The organism is Treponema sp. B152, from assembly GCF_024181665.1.
GTDB classification, from domain to species: Bacteria; Spirochaetota; Spirochaetia; order Treponematales; family Treponemataceae; genus Treponema_B; species Treponema_B denticola.
In genome coordinates this window covers 1,711,299-1,730,514 of record NZ_CP058668.1, presented here as the reverse complement: position 1 = coordinate 1,730,514, position 19,216 = coordinate 1,711,299, and the positions used below count along the sequence as shown (strand labels likewise).

Annotated in this window: 13 protein-coding genes; 7 read left to right on the top strand and 6 right to left on the bottom strand. The window is 39.6% G+C overall.

Features of this window, described 5'->3' with window-relative positions; translation table 11 throughout:
• Positions 1 to 140: 140 nt before the first annotated feature.
• Genes uvrA through HYB91_RS08020 form a run of 3 tightly spaced genes read left to right on the top strand, consistent with a single transcriptional unit; the run spans position 141 to position 8,760 of the window.
• A complete protein-coding gene (uvrA, locus tag HYB91_RS08030; RefSeq protein ID WP_002677476.1) occupies positions 141 to 3,005 on the top strand; it encodes an excinuclease ABC subunit UvrA in 2,865 nt (954 codons plus the stop codon).
• 9 nt (positions 3,006 to 3,014) lie between these two features.
• A complete protein-coding gene (locus HYB91_RS08025) occupies positions 3,015 to 6,236 on the top strand; it encodes an LPS-assembly protein LptD (RefSeq protein WP_002677477.1) in 3,222 nt (1,073 codons plus the stop codon).
• Between the two features lie 49 nt (positions 6,237 to 6,285).
• Positions 6,286 to 8,760, top strand: a complete 2,475-nt coding sequence (locus HYB91_RS08020; RefSeq protein WP_253719465.1) for a helix-hairpin-helix domain-containing protein — start codon at positions 6,286 to 6,288, stop codon at positions 8,758 to 8,760.
• An 80-nt stretch (positions 8,761 to 8,840) separates the two neighbouring features.
• Here HYB91_RS08020 and HYB91_RS08015 read toward each other — a convergent pair whose 3' ends face one another.
• Together HYB91_RS08015 and HYB91_RS08010 are read right to left on the bottom strand one after the other, a co-directional pair.
• Positions 8,841 to 9,254 carry a bacteriohemerythrin gene (locus HYB91_RS08015; protein WP_002670476.1) on the bottom strand — a complete coding sequence of 138 codons (414 nt, stop codon included), beginning with the start codon at positions 9,252 to 9,254 and terminating at the stop codon, positions 8,841 to 8,843.
• Between the two features lie 56 nt (positions 9,255 to 9,310).
• Positions 9,311 to 10,408 (bottom strand): hypothetical protein, encoded by a 1,098-nt coding sequence (locus tag HYB91_RS08010; protein WP_002677479.1) that lies wholly within the window; start codon positions 10,406 to 10,408, stop codon positions 9,311 to 9,313.
• Positions 10,409 to 10,442: 34 nt separating this feature from the next.
• Here HYB91_RS08010 and HYB91_RS08005 point away from each other — a divergent pair, with 34 nt between their 5' ends.
• The 3 genes from HYB91_RS08005 (at position 10,443) to HYB91_RS07995 (ending at position 14,570) form a co-directional block, all read left to right on the top strand.
• Complete coding sequence (locus HYB91_RS08005; RefSeq protein WP_002677481.1) at positions 10,443 to 12,848, top strand: Lon protease family protein; 2,406 nt, start codon at positions 10,443 to 10,445, stop codon at positions 12,846 to 12,848.
• A 1-nt stretch (position 12,849) separates the two neighbouring features.
• Positions 12,850 to 14,046: an exodeoxyribonuclease VII large subunit gene (gene xseA, locus HYB91_RS08000; RefSeq protein ID WP_002677483.1), complete on the top strand. Its 1,197-nt coding sequence runs from the start codon at positions 12,850 to 12,852 to the stop codon at positions 14,044 to 14,046.
• A 95-nt stretch (positions 14,047 to 14,141) separates the two neighbouring features.
• A complete protein-coding gene (locus HYB91_RS07995) occupies positions 14,142 to 14,570 on the top strand; it encodes a hypothetical protein (protein WP_002670484.1) in 429 nt (142 codons plus the stop codon).
• On the opposite strand, the gene HYB91_RS07990 is transcribed toward HYB91_RS07995, so the two are convergent.
• Genes HYB91_RS07990 through HYB91_RS07975 form a run of 4 tightly spaced genes read right to left on the bottom strand, consistent with a single transcriptional unit; the run spans position 14,567 to position 18,664 of the window.
• Positions 14,567 to 16,414 (bottom strand): TRAP transporter large permease subunit, encoded by a 1,848-nt coding sequence (locus HYB91_RS07990; protein ID WP_002677485.1) that lies wholly within the window; start codon positions 16,412 to 16,414, stop codon positions 14,567 to 14,569. The two genes, HYB91_RS07995 and HYB91_RS07990, sit on opposite strands and share 4 nt — an antisense overlap.
• 15 nt (positions 16,415 to 16,429) lie before the next feature.
• Positions 16,430 to 17,458 (bottom strand): TRAP transporter substrate-binding protein DctP, encoded by a 1,029-nt coding sequence (gene dctP / locus HYB91_RS07985; RefSeq protein WP_002677487.1) that lies wholly within the window; start codon positions 17,456 to 17,458, stop codon positions 16,430 to 16,432.
• Positions 17,455 to 18,426: a TRAP transporter TatT component family protein gene (locus HYB91_RS07980; RefSeq protein WP_002677489.1), complete on the bottom strand. Its 972-nt coding sequence runs from the start codon at positions 18,424 to 18,426 to the stop codon at positions 17,455 to 17,457. The genes dctP and HYB91_RS07980 overlap by 4 nt, the downstream gene beginning before the upstream one ends.
• Positions 18,416 to 18,664 (bottom strand): hypothetical protein, encoded by a 249-nt coding sequence (locus HYB91_RS07975; protein ID WP_002671854.1) that lies wholly within the window; start codon positions 18,662 to 18,664, stop codon positions 18,416 to 18,418. The genes HYB91_RS07980 and HYB91_RS07975 overlap by 11 nt, the downstream gene beginning before the upstream one ends.
• A 127-nt stretch (positions 18,665 to 18,791) precedes the next feature.
• Between HYB91_RS07975 and glmS the strand changes: the two genes are divergently transcribed.
• On the top strand, positions 18,792 to 19,211 hold the full coding sequence (glmS, locus tag HYB91_RS07970; protein WP_002670492.1) for a methylaspartate mutase subunit S: 420 nt from the start codon (positions 18,792 to 18,794) through the stop codon (positions 19,209 to 19,211).
• The last annotated feature ends 5 nt before the right edge of the window (positions 19,212 to 19,216 follow it).

Here is a 19,216-nt window from a genome sequence, read left to right as displayed (position 1 = left end):
GTTGTAAAATATGTATGAAGTATCAACATAAATACTTAAAAGTTTCAATAGTTACACGGTACTTAGTATAAATTTTTAGAAATTCTAAGTATGTGATACTTATTCCCAAAACCTTATTTTTTGTGTATAATGCTTTCCTTATGAAAAACCAAAATCAAGGCGGACACTTAAATAAACTCATTGTAAAGGGTGCCCGTGAACATAATTTAAAGAACATTGATGTAGAGCTTCCACGCGATAGGCTCATCGTTATATCCGGCCTTTCGGGATCGGGAAAAAGCTCCCTCGCCTTTGACACTATTTTTGCCGAGGGGCAGCGCCGTTATGTAGAATCCCTTTCGGCCTATGCCCGTCAGTTTTTAGGCAGAATGGATAAGCCCGATGTGGACTACATCGAGGGCCTTTCTCCCGCTATTTCTATAGAACAAAAAACGACGCACCGTAACCCCCGCTCTACGGTCGGGACGGTAACCGAAATTTATGACTACTACCGCCTTCTTTTTGCCCGTACCGGCCATGCCCACTGTCCTTCTTGCGGAAAAGAGATTAAGGAGCAGACGGTTGACCAGATTATAGATACCATTATGAGCTGGCCGGAAGGAACCCGCGTTCAGATTCTCGCTCCCATTATAAAGGGAAAAAAGGGAGAACACCAAAAGATAGTAAGCGATGCTATCGCTGCCGGTTTTGTGCGTGCCCGCATAGATGGCCTTCTTGTAAACCTCGAAGACGGGGTAAAGCTCGATAAACAAAAAAAACACACAATCGAAATAATCGTAGACAGAATCCGGCTGTCGAAGGATGTGCGGAAACGCCTTTCGGAATCGGTGGAAACGGCCTTGGAAAGTTCCGGCGGAACCCTGCTTGCTACAAGACAGGACGATAAGGATTCTCCCGTAACCGAGGTTTTCTTTTCGCAAAAAAATGCCTGTTCTGATTGCGGCATTTCGATGCCCGAATTGCAGCCCCGCCTTTTTTCTTTTAATAACCCGATAGGGGCCTGCCCCGAATGTACGGGACTCGGAATGACCCAGCACTTTGACCAAGACCTGATAGCCCCCGATAAGAGCCTTTCGTTTAATGAAGGCGTTTTCGTTCCGTATAATCCCGAATCCGAATGGAACAGGGTGCGCTTTGAAGCCCTCGCTGCCCAATTCGATTTTTCTCTTGATACGCCTTTGAACAAGCTCCCCAAAAAAATACAGACACTCCTTTGGGAAGGTTCGGGCGATACAAAGATCCAGTTTTCTTATACGTCCAAAAGCGGAACGGGGAAATATTCTTATAACCGCCCTTGGCCGGGCATAATGGCCGACATGAACCGGAAATATAACGAATCCTACTCGGCTTCTATCAGAGAATATTATGAAAAGTTTATGTCGATAAAGCCCTGCAAAACCTGCGGAGGAATGAGGCTTAAACCCGAAGTGCTGGCCGTAACGGTGGGCAATAAAAACATTCATGACCTTACCTGTCTTTCCGTCGGGGATTCTATCGAGTTTTTTGAAAAATTGAAGTTAACCGAAACGGAAGAACACATAGCCTTTCAGATTTTAAAAGAAATTAAGGCCCGCTTGGAATTTATGAAAAACGTCGGCCTTGACTACCTAACCTTAGAAAGAAAGGCTGCAACCCTTTCAGGCGGCGAGGCTCAACGCATCAGGCTTGCGACCCAGATAGGTTCAAGCTTGATAGGTGTTCTTTATATTTTGGACGAGCCTTCGATAGGGCTTCATCAAAGGGATAATCAGAGACTGATTGATACTCTTTTGTACTTGCGTAATTTGGGGAATACCCTCATCGTTGTAGAACATGACGAGCAAACCCTCCGCACGGCCGACTACATTGTAGACCTCGGCCCTGGGGCTGGCGTTCACGGGGGAAACATAACGGCCCAAGGTACGCCTGATGAAGTTGCAAAAGTAAAAAACAGTTTAACGGGGCAATATCTTGCAGGTACGCTTAAAATGGATATTCCTAAAGAAAGGCGGAAGGGAAACGGAAATGTCTTGGAACTTTCAGGGGTGAGCGAGCATAATCTAAAAGATGTTTCTATAAAAATTCCTTTAGGGGCTTTTACCTGTATTACCGGAGTTTCGGGCTCGGGAAAATCAACCCTTTTAACTGATGTGCTGTATCCGGCAGTTTCAAACAAGATTATGCGCTCCTCTATTCCCGAAGGGGCCTATAAAAAACTGAGCGGCCTCGAGCACATAGACAAGGTTATCAATATCGATCAAAGCCCCATCGGGAGAACTCCCCGCTCAAACCCTGCAACCTATGTAGGCGTTTTTACGGGGATAAGGGACTTGTTTGCAAGCCTTCCCGAATCTAAGGCGAGAGGTTATAAGCCCGGGCGCTTTTCGTTTAACGTAAGGGGCGGAAGGTGCGAGCATTGTCAGGGCGACGGAACCCTCACAATCGAGATGAACTTTTTGCCCGATGTTTATATAGCCTGTGATGTTTGCCGAGGGAAAAGGTTTAACAAGGAAACCCTCGATGTCCGCTATAAGGGAAAAAACATTGCCGATGTTTTGGATATGACCATCGAGGAAGCTTCGGAATTTTTTGCTCCCATTCCTCACATTGCCCGAAAACTTCAAACCCTCTTATCGGTCGGTTTGGGTTATATAAAGTTAGGCCAGTCGGCTCTTACCCTTTCGGGCGGAGAAGCCCAGCGGGTAAAACTTGCAAACGAACTTGCCAAACGTTCTACAGGCAAGACCCTCTACATTTTGGATGAGCCTACAACGGGCTTACACTTTGCAGATGTCAAGCAGCTCATGCAGGTTATTCATCGGCTCATAGATCAGGGAAACACCGTCATTATGATTGAACACAACCTTGACGTTATCTTACAGGCCGATAAGATTATCGACCTCGGCCCCGAAGGCGGAACCAACGGAGGGCAAATCATAGCGGAAGGAACACCTGAAGAAGTAGCAAAGATAAAAAAATCCTATACGGGATATTATATAAAGGAAATGCTTGAAAGAGTCAGGTAAGACGGAATAATGAAAAAAGCTTTGCAGAGTTTAATCTTTTTTATGTTTCTCTTTTCGGTAAATATTTTACAGGCTGATGAAAAAACCGGAAAGAAAATAAAGGTTACTATTAACTCTGCAGAACTTACCGAATATGTAAAGGTCCCGTCTGCTCCCATAACAGAGCTTCCAAACGCAGATTCTAAAGACGATATAGATAAGGCTGAAAATTCCGAACTTGGAAATAAAACCGAAACAGATTCTTCAAAAGAAAAGAATATAAAAAAAGATGAACTGATTATTTTTACAGGCTTTGTTTCAATTTCCGTTTCGGATGAAACTTCCGTTTCGACAATTACTGCCGATAAAATAATTCATAACAAGACCCGTGAAACCTTGACTGCAATCGGAAATGTTGTTTATACCCGAAAGATCGGATCCGATGAAGGTGAGAGTTTTAGAGGGGATGCTCTTATTTTTAATATTCAAAAACTTGAAGGAGTTTTTGTTGACGGAATTATATCGCAGGCTCCTGCAAAAAAAAATCAAGACCCTTTTAGAATTCATACCGGCCTTGCCGGAAGAAATGAAAGCGGTGCCATAACTTTTAAGGATGCCCTGCTTACGACAAGTAAAGAAGAATACCCCTTGTGGTCTATTCGGGCAAGCCGCCTTTGGATTTTACCCGGAAACGAAATGGCTTTTTTTAACGGTTTTTTATCTGTCGGAGTTGTACCTATCATGTACTTTCCCTTTTTTTATTATCCTTCAGATGAGATGCTTTTTCACCCTGTCTTCGGTTTTAAAAACAGGGAAGGAGCCTTTGTTCAAACTACTACCTATATTCTGGGGCGTAAGCCTGCTCCTAAAAGCGATGAAGCTACTTCGTTTTCCAATTTTATGCAAAGCGACACGGTAAAAAAACAAAAGCTGGAAGGTTTGTTTTTTAAAAAATTGGATGAGCCGGCTTCCGATACCGGAGGTTCGTATTTAAAACTGATAGCGGATGCTTATTCGGGGCTGGGTTATTTGACAGGACTTGAAGGAAAATTTACTCCCAAAAAAGGATACGTAAAACAAATTGATTTTCATGGATTTTTAGGTTTTTCTTATACCCTGTATCCGAGAACCGGCCTTCTGTTTAGTCAATATGGAGATCCCGGTAAAGAAAAAGCTATAAATAAGGCAAACCTTTTCGGTGCAATCGTACCCTTCAGGTATAATTTCAGCTTTAATATGAGTATGACAAAAAGCCCGTTCAATGTTTCGGTTTTATTTCCGTTTATTTCGGATCCTTTTTTTAAAAAAGATTTTATGGGCAGAAGTGAAGATATGAACTGGTTTAAATATTTTTTAAACAAGGATAAACTGGCAGCTGCCGAAGATACTACATTGGAAAATTTTTATTCATGGAGGGTAGACGGTTCGATCAATCCGAGCTTTTCCGTATTAAAACCTTGGATAAGTTATATGTCTCTTGAGGCTTTTTCAGGGAAACTTAATTTTGAATCAAAGAAAAATGAAAGCCTTAGCGGAAACGATGCTTTATATGCTCCGGACAGATTATTTTATTACCCTAAAAATATTTTACCGGAATTAAGAGCCGGCCTTGGCGGTACTATTTTTTCAACATCTATGCTGTCTCAAAAAAAAGAAAGAAAACAAACACAAAACATAACAGGTATTAAAAATCCTTTTGAAGAAGAGTCAGGCAAGGATAAAAACGATAAAGCAACGAATGAAGCTCCGGCTTTTTCCGTTGATCTGTTTCCTGCATATAAAATTGACGGTGTAAAAACCAATCGTTTTTCGAATTTAATAAACTATGATTTAACCTATAAACTAAACGGCTTTGCATCTCAAGATATAGTTTTTAATCATGAAGATTGGAAAAAGCCTTTTGACATTAACTGGTCCGATTTTTATTCATCCTATTATAAATTAAGCGGACAGGCTAAAATTGACAGCCGTCTTTCGTATAATCAAGGTTTTTTAAATCTATCAAATTCAATTGAATTAAACGGCAATAATCAAAAACATATATGGCATAAGAAAAAGACGGAGCTTGATAGGCTTCAGTTAAATAATTATAAATTAAATGTTTATAGCATAAATAATTCGAACAGTTTAAAACTTAGTCCGTTTATTTCCAACGATTTATTTAAACCAACCTTTGTTGAATGGTCTATTTCGGAAACCCTTCTTCAAAATAAATTTATCGGAACAGTTGCCAATCCCGAGTGGAAAACTGTTCCTGTAAAATGGGACAAGGAATATATTAAAACTCATGTTGCATCTGCAGGTTTTGGAATAAATTTTAAAAATTATACCCAATTGATTACCACATCCATGAATTTAAATCCTCTTTTGGAAGCCTATTCCTTTGCAGGGAGCTTTGCTTTTCCTTACGGCAAACTTAATATTTCTACAAGACTATTTGAAAAAGAAAATAATGCAAAAAAACGGTTTTGGGATCCGCTCAATATCGGTTTAAGTTTTTCGTTGCCTTATAATATTTCGTTAAGTCAATCCTATGTTTATAATATTGAAGAAAAACGAAGTGAGAGATATGCCGCTTCTTTTTCATGGAAATATATGTCGGCAGTTTATGCAATGAATTATGAGAATCCTTATAAATTAATTTCGGGTACGGGGTGGACAGCTTTACCTTATAAAAAATTTATTCCGAGATCGTTGGATATAAATTTTTCCAACTCATCACAACCTATTGAAATTTATGCTTGGAAAAACAGAATTAAATTGGAATTTTCATTTAATTCGTCTCTTAATTTTAATTTGATAAGAATAACGGATTCTTCATTTTCATTTTCTCCTAAACTCGTTTTTAAAATACACGAATTTTTGGATATAAGTTTTAGTGCCGTTTCCCGCAATGATGTTATTGCAAGATATTTTCAAGACTCGCTTAATCTTCCGATTGTTATCCCCGGTGAAAAAAATATTTTTAAGGACCTGATTTCTTCTTTCTATTTTTGGGATGAAAATGCAAGATTGCAGTCAGGATTTAAATTAAAATCTCTTAGCCTTGATTTGACCCACTATTTAAAAGATTGGCTAATGAAATTTTCATATTCCGTAAAACCTGTGTTGCGTACGGGTGCGTCAAGAAAATATTATGAACTGGTGCCTACCGTAACATTTTTTGTTCAGTGGAATCCGATAGGAGATATAAAGGTTCAGACAAAAAAAGAAGACAATGTTTTTTCGGTAACAAGCGGCGAAATAAAGTAAAAGGCTTAAATCCGATACCTGATTTTAAGCCCTTGATTTTCTTTTTTTTATGGTATATACTCGCAGTATTATGGAATTTACAAATGAATTTATTGAAGGCCTCAGTGTAAACGAGGCCGATATTATGAAGAAGATTGCAGAAGAACTTAACATAAAAGTTGCTCAAGTCTCTGCAGTTATAAGTTTGGTCAATGAGGGATGCACCATCCCCTTTATTTCCCGTTATCGAAAAGAAATGCACGGTTCTCTTGATGAAGTTCAAGTCAGGGATTCAGACCGCCTGTTTAAATCTTATACAAATTTGGAAACCCGCCGCCTCGAAATTGTGCGGGGGATTTTTGCTGCCGGAAAGTTGACCGATTCTCTTTATGAAAATATAATGAAGGCCGGAACTCTTACCGAGCTTGAAGACATTTGGCTTCCCTTTAAAAAGAAAAAGAAAACCCGCGGTATGCTTGCCGTTGAAAGAGGTCTGCAAGCTCTAGCCGATTGGATGAAAGAGCTTGAAGCCGCTCCCCTTGAAGAAAAGGCTAAGGAATTTATTGTAACCGATGCCGAAACGGAAGAGCTAAATGTTCCCACGGTCGAAGATGCCCTCCAAGGTGCTGCCGATATAATTGCCGAAGAAATTTCTCAAGATACCGAAAACCGCAAAGCCGTTCATGATTATTTTATAAAAACCGGAAAGTTTGAAGTTAAGGGTCTCGGTGATGAAGAGGCTGCAAAGACTTCCGTTTATCAGATGTACTGGAATTATTCCGAAAACTTAAACGAAATAAAACCCCACCGCGTGCTTGCGATTAACCGCGGAGAAAGGGAAGGGGTTTTGGAGGTAAAGATAGATGTAAGCATCGAAGATGCAATTTCTCTTTTGCAAAATAAGTACACCATTAATAACGATTACCATAAGGAAGCTATAGCCGACGGACTTGTTCGTTTGCTTGCTCCTGCAGTTTTAAGAGAAATAAGAAGCGACCTCGCCGACACCGCTGACGAGCACGGTATAAATATTTTCAGTGAAAACTTAAAGCATCTTTTGATGACCCAACCCATCAAGGGCACAAGGGTTTTAGGAGTTGACCCGGGTATAAGGACGGGAACTAAATGTGCCGCTCTCGATGAAACGGGAAAATACCTGGGCTCCTTTGTGATCTATCAGCATAAAGCTGAAGAAGCAAAATTCTTGGTATTGGAAGCCGTTAAAAAATACAATGTTCAGCTCATCGCTGTAGGCAACGGCACTGGCTCCCACGAGGTGCAGGAAATAGTGTCTGCAGTTATAAAAGAATCTTGTCCCGATGTTTTATTCACTGTAGTCGATGAAGACGGAGCTTCCGTTTATTCTGCAGGCGATGTCGCCCGCGAAGAATTCCCCGATTTGGATTTAACGATAAGAGGGGCTATTTCAATCGGAAGAAGATTGCAGGACCCTCTTGCAGAGCTTGTAAAGATTGATCCCAAGTCCATAGGTGTCGGTTTATACCAGCACGACTTAAACCAAAAAAAATTAAGCGAAGAGCTTGATGCTGTTGTAGGTTCCGTAGTAAATAATGTAGGCGTAAACTTAAACACTGCAAGTGCCTCTTTGTTAAAATACGTTTCGGGTGTAAGCTCCTCTCTTGCAAAAAAAATTGTAGCCCGCCGTGAAGCCGAAGGGATTTTTACCGACAGGGAACAATTAAAAAAGGTAAGTGGAATGGGGCCTAAATCATTTGAGCAGTGTGCCGGCTTTTTAAAAATCCCCGAAAGCTCGAACCCCTTGGACAATTCTTGGGTTCATCCCGAAAACTATGAAACCGGAAAAATCATCTACGATGTAATTCATAAAAATGAAGAAGTTTCAGGCGAGCTTCGAAGCGAAATAAAAACCAAGTACAATATCGGAGACCAGACCATAAACGATATTATCGAAGAATTAAAAAAGCCTAACCGTGATCCGCGCGAAGATTGTCCTAAGCCCATCATGCAGCAAGGTGTTCTTCAATTTGAAGACCTAAAAGTCGGAATGACCGTAAAGGGAAAAATCAAAAATGTAGTAGACTTCGGAGCCTTTGTAGATTTGGGAATTAAGGAAACGGCTCTTTTACATATCTCGGAGATGAGCGATTCTTTTATCTCGGATCCGCTTGAGGCCGTAAAGGTCGGCGACATTGTAGAGTGTAAAATCATTTCACTTGACGAAGACCGCCGCCGAATTTCTTTAAGCCGAAAAACGGGAGAAGGCGGTGCCGATGGCAAAGCCCGGGGTACATCCCGTCTTACCGCAAAGCAAAAGGCTGAGGTAAAAAAACTTGTAGTCAAAACCAAGGACGGTAAAACGCTTACGGTTAAAACCGCTGCAGGATCTCCGACGGTACAGGGAGGCAAGGAGCTTTCCGAAAGAGGAGAAAGAAGCCCCGCTGCAAGAGGAGAAAGATCTCCTGCACATCGAGGCGATAGAAAGGTGGGTGAACCCCGCTCCCGCAAAGATGATGACGGTACAAAGTACAATCCCTTTGCAATATTATTGCAGGGCAAAAAATAAATCAAAAAGCCGCCAAGCGCAATTTGCTTAGGCGGTTTTTTTATTTAACCGCAAAGGCTTCAAAGAAAGATTAAAACGGTTTACTTTTTATTTGCAAAATAGAATTTTGCCCATTCTTTATCCGAAATTAAGATATGATTAAAAAGCCAATCCCTTAAAAAACGCACAAATGTATTTGGAACAAATTGTTTTCCGTTGCGATAATCGTTGACGGATTGTAAAATTTTCTTTACAAAATTTTCATGATGCTGTTTATGTTCTTTAATGTTCGGATAATTGATTTCTTCCATTATCTTTTCTTCATCTTTAAAATGAATCATTACATATTCTACAAGTTCTTTCATCACATGTTTAAATTTTTCTTCTAATTCCCCTTTTTCGCCGAGACATGCATGATACAACTCGTTTATCAGCTCTACCAATCTTCTGTGCTGCTTATCTACGTATTCTATTCCTAAATCGTAACTTGCATCCCATGAAACAAAATCATCCATAAAAAACCACCTCAAAAAAAATTATCATTATTATATTTTTATAAGTAAAATTGAAATTACTTTATTGTACGGCTTGCCCTTAAGTTTAGCCATTTTTCAAAGGCCTTTATTGTGTTGACTCGGTCTTGTCTGCCTAAATCTCTTGAAGATCCAAGTAAGAGGCTTGCAAGAATGTCGTTTCCTCTTATGTCTCCAAAGCCGGTTAAACTTTCCCTTGATTGAATAAAAATACAAATAGGAAAAAGGGCGATGTTTTCTGAAAACTTTAAATCTTTTTCGTTTAAAACAGTGTATGTACCTTCCTTTAAGCCTTTAGGAAGAGGGGTGTCTTCGGAAATTATAAAAAAGGCACCCGAAAAGGCATTCGGATTTTTGTTATAGTAGTCTAAAAGGTCTTGAACTTGATCTCCTTCTCCTATTAAAAAGAGTTCCGTATCCCAAAAAAATCGAATAAGAGAGGATAGACTTGTACCTAAGTTTTCATTGCTTTCTTTTTTTGATGTCTCTGCTGTCTTTGTATTAAACACGGAATCAAAGACGGAAAAAAAGATTTCGGAATTTTTTAGCTTGTATTTATATTCCGTCTTTTTAGGAAGGGATAGGCTTGCAATCTTATACCCTTCATTTAAAAGATAGCGATCGAAGGTTCCGGCATCTTCATTTGGAAAGGGCGGAACTATTATGATTGCTTCTTTTTCGTTCCGGCAAGGTTCCGGTTTATAGTAAACTCCGGCCGTTTTTTCTTTTTCATCGGCAATAAAAGAAACCCTCTCTTTTTCGGCAATAGATGTAAAAACGGGATATTCCCTTTCCGGCGAAAAATAAAAAGCTGCAAAAAAAGCTCCGCTCAGCAAGATAAGGACAAAAATTCTTAATAAAATCGAAGGAATTGTGTAAAAATTATTAGGAACTTGCCTTAAAAACATTACAAATCTTGCAAATTCTGTTATAATACAGATTATTACTATCAGTGCTGTGGGGATTAATGAGAAGATTAGACCTTGGCCGATGATTGAAAGAATTAAGACGATTAAAGACGCAATGGGAAAAAGCGGAATTGCATCAGCTGTTTTAAGAGCTTTTGAGAACGGACGAATTAAGGGTAAAATCAACAAAATTAAAACAAGTATTTCGCTGACAAAAAAATCAGACATAGAATCCTCACAAGTACGATTTTAAGGAGCTTACATGACAGACGGTGCTGCAGAAAAATTAAACCTTGATGAACTGGAATTTTCTTTTCCCGAATCCAAGATAAGGGAATTAAAAAATAACGGAGCCGACTCAACCATAGTAGGTCAAGACCGTGCTCTTAAGGCTATTGAACTGGGCCTCGGTATCGAGGGTGAAGGCTATAACATTTTTGTTATGGGTGCACCCGGAACAGGCCGAAGAACCGTTATATCATCTCTCTTGCAGAATTATAAACCAAATTTTGCAAAACTTCAAGATATAGCCTATGCTTACAACTTTAGCCGCCCGATTGAGCCTGTCGCTCTTTTTTTCCCTGCCGGTGAAGGAAGGCTTTTCCGCAAAAAGATAAAAAAAGCCGTAGGGCATATTCATACACAGACTCTGGCCCTTTTAAAATCGGAGGGCTTTTTGGCCGAGCAGAAAAAAATTGTTACTAAAACCGATAATGAAGAAAATATTCTTTTGATGGAATTTGAATCCAAGATGCTGCATGTCGGTTTTAAGGTATTGCAAATAAAGGATGAAAACAACCAGTCATTGGATTTAATTCCTATAATAAAGGGAAAGGAAATATCCTTTAGCGAGCTTCAATCCAAGGCTGCCCGGAAAAAATTCAGTGAGCAAGAATTGACGGCCTTACGCGAAAAATATTACGCCTCTCTTGATGAAATGTCCGAGCTTTTTTCTATCTTGCGGGATAAAAGAATTGAAATGGATGAAAAGCTGATAAAGCATCAAAAAGATTCCGTTATGCCGATAATTGATGAAGCCCTTGAGCCTTTAAGGAAGCTGGTAGATTCATATACGACAAAATACGATAACCCGAAACAAATTGAAGATAATAAAAAGATTCTTTTATTTTTAAAAAAGACCGAAGAAGATCTAATCAACAGAATGAATATCTACAGCTCGGAATTTAAATCTTCGAGAATAAAGAAAAACTTTTTTGGGCGCTATCTTATCAATCTTATTTGTGAAAACAGTAATGATAAAAATTATGTAATAAATGAGAACCTGCCGAGTTTTACTAATTTGTTCGGCACGATCGAATCTCATTCCGATTCGGATGCTCCCGAAATTAACGGACACCTACGCATAAGAGAGGGAGCTGTCCACAGAGCCTTCGGCGGTTATCTTATAGTGCGTTTACACGATTTACTTGAAGAGGACGATTCGTGGTCTTATTTAAAAAGAGTTTTGCAGTCGGGAAAAATCGAAGTGCAGATACCTCCTTCCGGGAACCATAGTCCGAGCGTTTTTAAACCCGAAGCTCTTCCTGCAAATTTTAAGATAATCATAATCGGAGGAGAATACACCTACGATATTCTTTATCAGGAAGATCCGGACTTTTATAAACTCTTTAAAGTTTGTGCGGAATTCGATTCGGTTATGCAAAAAAACGATAAAAATATAGCTTCTCTGATTCATTTGACCGAGTATCTTTGTAAAGAAAAAAAAGCTCTTAACTTCGATGATTCGGGATACAGCCGCTTAATTTCCTATGCTTCGGAGCTTGCCGGTTCCCGCCACCTGCTTACAGCTCAATTTACTAAAATTTCCGACCTTATCATCGAAGCCGATTTTAATGCAAAGCAGCAAAAAAAGGATACCATTTGTGCAGCCGTATTAAACGGCACAATCGAAAAAAGACGTTATCTTCATTCTCTGCCTGAAGAAAAATTTGCCGAGATGGTTCATTTGGGAGAAATACTGATAGATGTATCGGGCAGAAAGCTTGCAAAAATAAACGGCCTCGCTGTAGAGGAACGGGGTTATCATTCCTTCGGTGTACCGGTTTCTGTTACGGCCCAAGCCTCTCCCGGTACAGGCGGAATTATAAATATAGAAAGAGAAGCCGGCCTTTCGGGCGAAATCTACGATAAGGCACACCTTATAATAACCTCTCTTTTACGGGAAAAATTTTCGAAGGATATTCCTCTTTCAATTTCTGCAAGTATTTGTTTTGAGCAGTCCTACAGCTACATTGACGGAGACTCCGCTTCCTGTGCCGAATTCTTGGCCCTTATTTCTGCAATAGGCGGTTTTGAAATGAGGCAGGATATAGCCGTTACGGGAAGTTTAAACCAGCACGGTATGGTGCAGCCTGTCGGCGGCATAACCGAAAAGATAGCAGGCTTTTTTAATACGTGTAAAATATTGGGTTTTACCGGAACTCAGGGCGTTATGATTCCGGTCAGCAATAAAAACAATTTGTTTTTATCTAAGGAGGTTAAGGAAGCCGTAAAAGAAGGTAAGTTTAATATTTGGACAATCAAAACTATCGGCGAAGGTATAAAACTTTTATCGGGTCTTCAAGAAGAAGTTTACACATGGATGATTTCTCAAAGACTTGAAGAGTTTTATAAAAAGGTCAATGAAATTTCTTTGAGGAAAGATTAAGATGGCACAAACTTATTCCGTTTATGAAATTACTTTACAGATAAAAGAGCTTTTGGAATCAGGCTTCGGATATGTCTCGATTGAAGGAGAAATTTCCAACTTCCGTCCTTCGGCCGCGGGACATCTTTATTTTACTTTAAAAGATGAAAAGGCCTCGATTCAAGCTGTAATGTTTAAGGGAAAGACCCGCTCTTTAAGCTTTGTGCCCAAGGACGGGATGACCGTAAAAGCTGAAGGGGCAATTTCGGTATATGAGCAGCGCGGTTCCTATCAGATTATAATAGAAGAGATGAGCCTTGCAGGCGAGGGAAATATCTTAAAAATGCTGGAAGAACGCAAGAAAAAACTTGCCGCAGAGGGGCTTTTTGATTCTGAAAGAAAGAAACCTTTGCCTTATTTTCCGAAACGAATTGCCGTAATTACAAGTCCCACGGGAGCTGCCGTTCGGGATATTATAAATGTAGTAAAAAGACGGAACGAAAAAATAGGCATAGTTGTTCTTCCTGCAATCGTTCAGGGGGAAGAGGCTGCACCTGTCTTAATCAGGCAGTTAAAAATTGCCGATGAAAAAAACTTAGGCGACCTTATCATAATAGGAAGAGGAGGCGGCTCTTTGGAAGACCTCCTTCCATTTTCGGATGAAGATCTTGTCAGGGCAATAGCTGCCTGCAAAACCCCTGTCATATCTGCAGTAGGTCACGAAATAGATTGGGCTCTATCCGATTTTGCCGCAGACATGAGGGCACCCACTCCTTCTGCAGCCGCAGAGCTGGCCGCTCCCATTTTAAACGATATTATGTACTCAATAGCCGTAAATCGGGAAGACCTTACACAAAATATTGAAAACCGCATCGAAAGGATAAGGCTCATGTTAAATAATTTTAAGCCCGATTCCTTGGAACTGCGCTTTAGAAACATTCAGCAGCCCCTTCTTGCAAGATTCGACAATGCAAAGGAAGAAATCCTATCCGGTATGCAGGAGCGATGTAAGGATCTTAGGCAAAGACTTTTAGTTTTAAACAAGATTTTGGAAGGGGCAAACCCTCAGGGTATTTTGGATAGGGGATACTCCATTGTCCGCAATGCCCAAACAGGAAAAACTATCTGCTCCTTTTCCCAAGTTAAAGAAGGAGAAGCTCTGTTAATTCAGCCTTCAAAGGGAACTATAGAGGCTGAGGTAAAAAGGGTAAGCGGTTAAAATCGGATTTTGCTCTATAGCAAGCAGCCCCTTATTCCGATACAATAAGAAGGACTGTTTTACAGATCTTATTTTTTACTTTATGGGAGGTTCTTATGAAAAGAACTGTAGGTCTTGTTGTGCTTCAGATTGCTTTAGCTTTCTTTTTGATTGTTGCAGGTGTTTTAGGTTTAATCCGCTCAACTGCAGGAGAATTAGGCCAGACTATTGCTCTTTTGGATGCCGTCTTTAGAAGCCAGACAATAACAACGATTATTATAATCACATTGGCTGTAGCCGAACTTATTGCCGGCGTATTTTTGATTGTAGAGTTTTTTTCCGGAGAGATTCGTTTAACCAATGTAATTTTGCTTGTTTTTATGATCTTATGGATTGTAAATATTGTCTTAATCGATATTATCGGCTCTATCAACGGCAATATCTTTACAAGCACAATGTCCGTGTTAAATTATCTTTCTCAGCTTTCAAGACACTTAATGATTTTAGGTGCAATAATAGCCGTAAAATATAAGAGCCGGGTTTAATCTACAAAGACAGTGCTGAACCACGGAATGTACGTAATTAAAAGCAATATGACAAATTGAACTGCCAGATAGGGCAATATGCTCTTTACTATTTTTATTACAGGCTTTTTAAATGTATAACTTGCTATAAAAAGGTTCATTCCGATAGGCGGTGTCAAAAAGCCGAGAGCCAGGTTAGTTAAAAATATTACTCCGGTATGTACCGGATGTATACCGAAGCTTTCGGCAACAGGAATTATAAGGGGCGATACTACCAAGATAGCCGAATATAAATCCATGATACAGCCTACTATCAACAGCACAATGTTTAACAGCAGCAGAAATAAAATTTTTGAACCGACAAAGGTGATTGCAAGATCTGAGAGTATTTGGGGGATTCCTGCATAGACTAAAAAGAGGGCAAGCCCCTTTGCGGCTCCTATTATTACGAGCACTCCTCCTGCGACCGGTATACTTTGTAAAATAACGTCGATAGCTTTTTTTATGCTCAAGTCCTTTCTTATTAAAACTTCCAACACAAACGAATATAAAACCGTAAAGGCTGCGGTTTCAAAAAGGGTAAAATAGCCTCCAAAATATACAATCACTATTAATACGGGAAGAAGAAGCTCTAAAAAACCTGCCTTAAAACTTTGAGCAAGGGCCTCCCTTGAAAACCTGATTCTTTTTGATTTTTTATCCCTTATAACTCCTATGACTATCATTGACAAGGCCAATAGCATTCCGGGAAGGACAGCCCCCTTAAAAAGGTCAAATATGTTTACGGTCATAAAGTTAGTTGCTCCATAGACTATAACGGCCAAGCTTGGAGGCAATAAGAGACCTATGGAACCTGATGCCGTTATAAGGGCTTCCGAGTCATCTTCCGAATAGCCTGAGCCTGTTAAAATTACGCCTAAAATCCCTCCCAAGGCTAATATGGTTACTCCAGATGCTCCCGTGAAGGTTGTAAAAAATGTTGCAACCAATACTGCTGCAATCACAACGCCGCCTCTTATACAGCCGACAGAGCTTTTAACAAAATCCAAGAGCCTTTTTCCGGCACTTCCTCCTGCCAAAAGATAGCCTGCAATCGTAAACAGCGGGATTGCAGCTATGGAGGTATCCGTTAAGATATTATAGGTTTCCATGGGTATGCTCTCTACATAGCCTCCGGTGGTCATAAAGGCAAAATATGCCAGACCTGAAAGTACAATATAAAGCGGCATACCGAAAAGGCTGAATACGGTAAAAATTAATACAATCAGCCAAATAGCATTTTCAGAAAAAGTTTGCACGGAGGTGGAAATACCGCTTAAAAGAATTGCAAGACCTGAATCGTTTATTTCAGGGTACCATGAACCGAATATCAAATTTAAGAGTCCCAAAATAGAGCCCGTACTTATTAAAAGTCCTATTAAAAGACCTGCTATGCTTGAAATTATGCACTTGTTTCTCTTTATTTCCAATGCAAGCATTATCAGGTACATCGGAGGGAGTGCAGAGAAGAAAATTTTTATCGGAATATACAAAACATGATCTTCTGAAGAGAGCATATTGTAGTTTGGAAATACGGATAAAAATATAGCTGTAAGGATTGCTGTATTTACGCAGGATAAAGTCACATGTACAATTGATTGATGCTTTTTATTCAATTTGGAAGTAAAAACTTCTATATTCAGTTGTTTTTTTTCTATTGTTGTGATAAGACCTGCAAGACAGGCAAAAACAAAGACCAGCTGAACAATCAACCGCTCATACTCTAAACTATTTCCACCTAAACTTGCAAGTATATGGCTTACAAAAGGCAGTACAATCAGTACTGCCGTAAGAGCTAAAATAAAACCATTAACTAACTTTTTCATTTCAATATAATATACTTATTTTCGGTATGCTTCAAGCTGTTTTGTTATTTTTTCGTATATTTCCGCATTGATGATATTAGGAAGTGTTTTTTGAACTCTTTTCATATCTTCCTGGAATTCTTTTGTCCATTCCTTTTTTTGTTGAGGGTTAAGGCTTATTATTTTTATACCGCCTTGCTTCATTTCTTTCACATATTCCTTTTCCATATCCTCAAGGGCTGCATTTAGATTTTTTGTTGTTTTATTCATTGCTTCCAGCATTGCAGGTTTATACTGATCAGGGATAAGAGCCCAAGATTCATCCGACATAACAAAGCCTGCCATTATAGGGCATATACGGGCATCAAGCATGTAGGATACGTCCTTGTACAGCCTTAGCGTATAAGCAAGAATAGAAACCGATGCGAAGCTCCTTGCTCCTGCCGAAGCCTTTAATTCTTGAGTGAATTTTGCAGGGTCTACGGGTAGTACATTAAAACCTGAAATTTTTAGCACATCGGTAAAGTCTTTTGTGTCGTTTGAGCATAGCATTTTTATCTTTTTTAATTCGTTAAGGTTTGAATATGAATCCTTTGTATAAAATGAAAGCCATCCTACATTGGACCATGTTATAAGCTTGCATCCGTTTTTTTGAATTTCGTTTTCAAAGGCATATCCGTATTTGCTTAAAACCAGATCAAGTTCTTCTTGATTCTGTATTAAGAAGGGGAGGGAAAGGGTGAAAATTTTAGCATTAGGCGCAAGTTCATTTAAGCCTACCGGACTTAATATGGCTCCGTCTATTTGCGGCCTTTGTCCTGGACGTGAAGGCTTCATCTTTACAACCCCTGCTTTTTCTCCTCCGAGTACAGTCATATCCATAAACCTGAGGCTTACAAGACCCTTTGTTATCTTGTTCCACTCTTGGGCCAGCTTTTTTAATTCAATATCCCAAGGAGTCCTCGCGGGGGCACTGCTTGCAATCTTTAAAACAATCTTCTGTTGAGCAAAGATGCCTGAAATCATTACAAGTACAAAAAAAGCAAACAATAATTTTTTCTTCATTCTATATCTCCCAATATAAACATGTCTTTATTTTCTTTTAGCCATTCCGCATATCTTTGTGAAATGCTGATGACCAGCTTATTATCCGGATCAGATTCGGGATTGACTGCCAAAGCTTTTTCTATTGCTTCATCAAATCCCTTACTGTCCTGCTTAGGTACACAAAAAGAGAGGGCATAGGTTACATATATTGAAGGACTTTTTCCTTGAGAAAGCTCAAGAGCTTTTTTATAGGCCTTTTCGGCCTTTTCAATATTACCGCCCAGGCTGTCCGGTGCGGATGCATAGAATTTTGCTAAAATTTCCCATGTTGCCCCGTCAGAATAGCCCGGATCAAGGCTGCAAACCTTTTCGAGCATAAGTCTTGCTCCTTGAACTGTTTGTAAACATTGAACATCCAAGGGATCAAGGGAAAATGCAGCTAAAATACCTGCTCCTGCCCAATGCAGGGCTTCCGCGTCGTAGGGCTTGCATTTTTTAATCATCGCTTCTATTTTTTCCTCATTATCGGAGTTAACGGCTTCGGTAAATCCCGGATAGGCCGTGTCCAAGGCTGAAAGAATTTTATTATAACCTCTTTTATAAAACTTTTTTGCTCTATTAAAAGCCTTGTCTTTTTTGTCGTACTCGTCATCCGAAAGATAGTTGGCAGGACCTTCTACAAATACATTTGAATACATTATATAAAGTTCGCCTGTCATTATGGCAAGCCCCCTATGTGCAGGGTCTGCAATATGCATTCCCTCATAGAGCTTTAAAATAACGGGAAAAACCTCTCCGACCAGCTCTACATCATCTTCTCCGGTTAAAGCCGTAATGGGATTCGGGGCATCCGGCGCCGGTTTTATTTTTTTTTCGGGAAGAGGAGCCATTGCATTGGCTGCCGAATTATAGGCCATCTTTTTTATCGAACAAGAAGAAAAAATCAGGCCGATAAGGATGAGCGTAAAGATAATCTTATTTTTCATTTTTCCAGTCCTCTATAAATTTCTCATAGGCTGCAATTGAAGCGGAAAGAGCTATTTCATGTACCTTGCTGCGGCCGCCAATATTGTTTCCTTCCAATATATACAGAGCATCTAAGGTGCCTTGCAGGTCTTCGATGGAGCAATCTTTGGAATTTTCCCTTCTTCTGGTCAAAACCCTTATTTCGTCATCAAAGAGTTCGTTAAATTTTTTTATTTCCCAGTCTGTGGTTTCTGACATAGAGACAATATACTCGATTTTGATACTTTTTACAAGAAGTACTCTTTGCCTTTTTAGTGTACTTGACACATCTTCATTTTAAGAATAGACTAGGCCTCAACACGATAAATTTTTTAGGAGGCGGAATATGGCAAGAAAAATTAAACTTGTATTGGGCGTAATAGGCTCTGATTGTCATGCTGTCGGTAATAAAATTTTGGATTACTCTTTAACCGAAGCCGGTTTTGAAGTAACCAATATAGGCGTTTTGAGTCCCCAAGAAGATTTTATAAATGCTGCCCTTGAAACGAATGCGGATGCGATTTTAGTATCCTCTCTTTACGGTCAAGGAGAGCTGGACTGTAAAGGTTTACGCGAAAAATGCGATGAAGCAGGCTTAAAAGGAATTAAGCTTTTTGTCGGCGGAAACATAGTTGTAGGAAAACAAAATTTTGATGAGGTACATAAACGTTTTACCGCAATGGGTTTTGATCACGTTTATCCGCCGGGAACACCGGTTGAAACGACTATTAAAGATTTACATGCCGACTTTCCGGATCACGCATAGGACTT

What these genes read in the sequence shown, in the direction of transcription:
- HYB91_RS07990 (WP_002677485.1), bottom strand. Translation starts at nt 16,414, where the DNA reads ATGAAAAAGTTAGTTAATGGTTTTATTTTAGCTCTTACGGCAGTACTG.
- HYB91_RS08020 (WP_253719465.1), top strand. Translation starts at nt 6,286, where the DNA reads ATGGTATATACTCGCAGTATTATGGAATTTACAAATGAATTTATTGAA.
- HYB91_RS08025 (WP_002677477.1), top strand. Translation starts at nt 3,015, where the DNA reads ATGAAAAAAGCTTTGCAGAGTTTAATCTTTTTTATGTTTCTCTTTTCG.
- dctP (WP_002677487.1), bottom strand. Translation starts at nt 17,458, where the DNA reads ATGAAGAAAAAATTATTGTTTGCTTTTTTTGTACTTGTAATGATTTCA.
- HYB91_RS07980 (WP_002677489.1), bottom strand. Translation starts at nt 18,426, where the DNA reads ATGAAAAATAAGATTATCTTTACGCTCATCCTTATCGGCCTGATTTTT.
- xseA (WP_002677483.1), top strand. Translation starts at nt 12,850, where the DNA reads ATGGCACAAACTTATTCCGTTTATGAAATTACTTTACAGATAAAAGAG.
- glmS (WP_002670492.1), top strand. Translation starts at nt 18,792, where the DNA reads ATGGCAAGAAAAATTAAACTTGTATTGGGCGTAATAGGCTCTGATTGT.
- HYB91_RS07975 (WP_002671854.1), bottom strand. Translation starts at nt 18,664, where the DNA reads ATGTCAGAAACCACAGACTGGGAAATAAAAAAATTTAACGAACTCTTT.
- uvrA (WP_002677476.1), top strand. Translation starts at nt 141, where the DNA reads ATGAAAAACCAAAATCAAGGCGGACACTTAAATAAACTCATTGTAAAG.
- HYB91_RS08015 (WP_002670476.1), bottom strand. Translation starts at nt 9,254, where the DNA reads ATGGATGATTTTGTTTCATGGGATGCAAGTTACGATTTAGGAATAGAA.
- HYB91_RS08005 (WP_002677481.1), top strand. Translation starts at nt 10,443, where the DNA reads ATGACAGACGGTGCTGCAGAAAAATTAAACCTTGATGAACTGGAATTT.
- HYB91_RS07995 (WP_002670484.1), top strand. Translation starts at nt 14,142, where the DNA reads ATGAAAAGAACTGTAGGTCTTGTTGTGCTTCAGATTGCTTTAGCTTTC.
- HYB91_RS08010 (WP_002677479.1), bottom strand. Translation starts at nt 10,408, where the DNA reads ATGTCTGATTTTTTTGTCAGCGAAATACTTGTTTTAATTTTGTTGATT.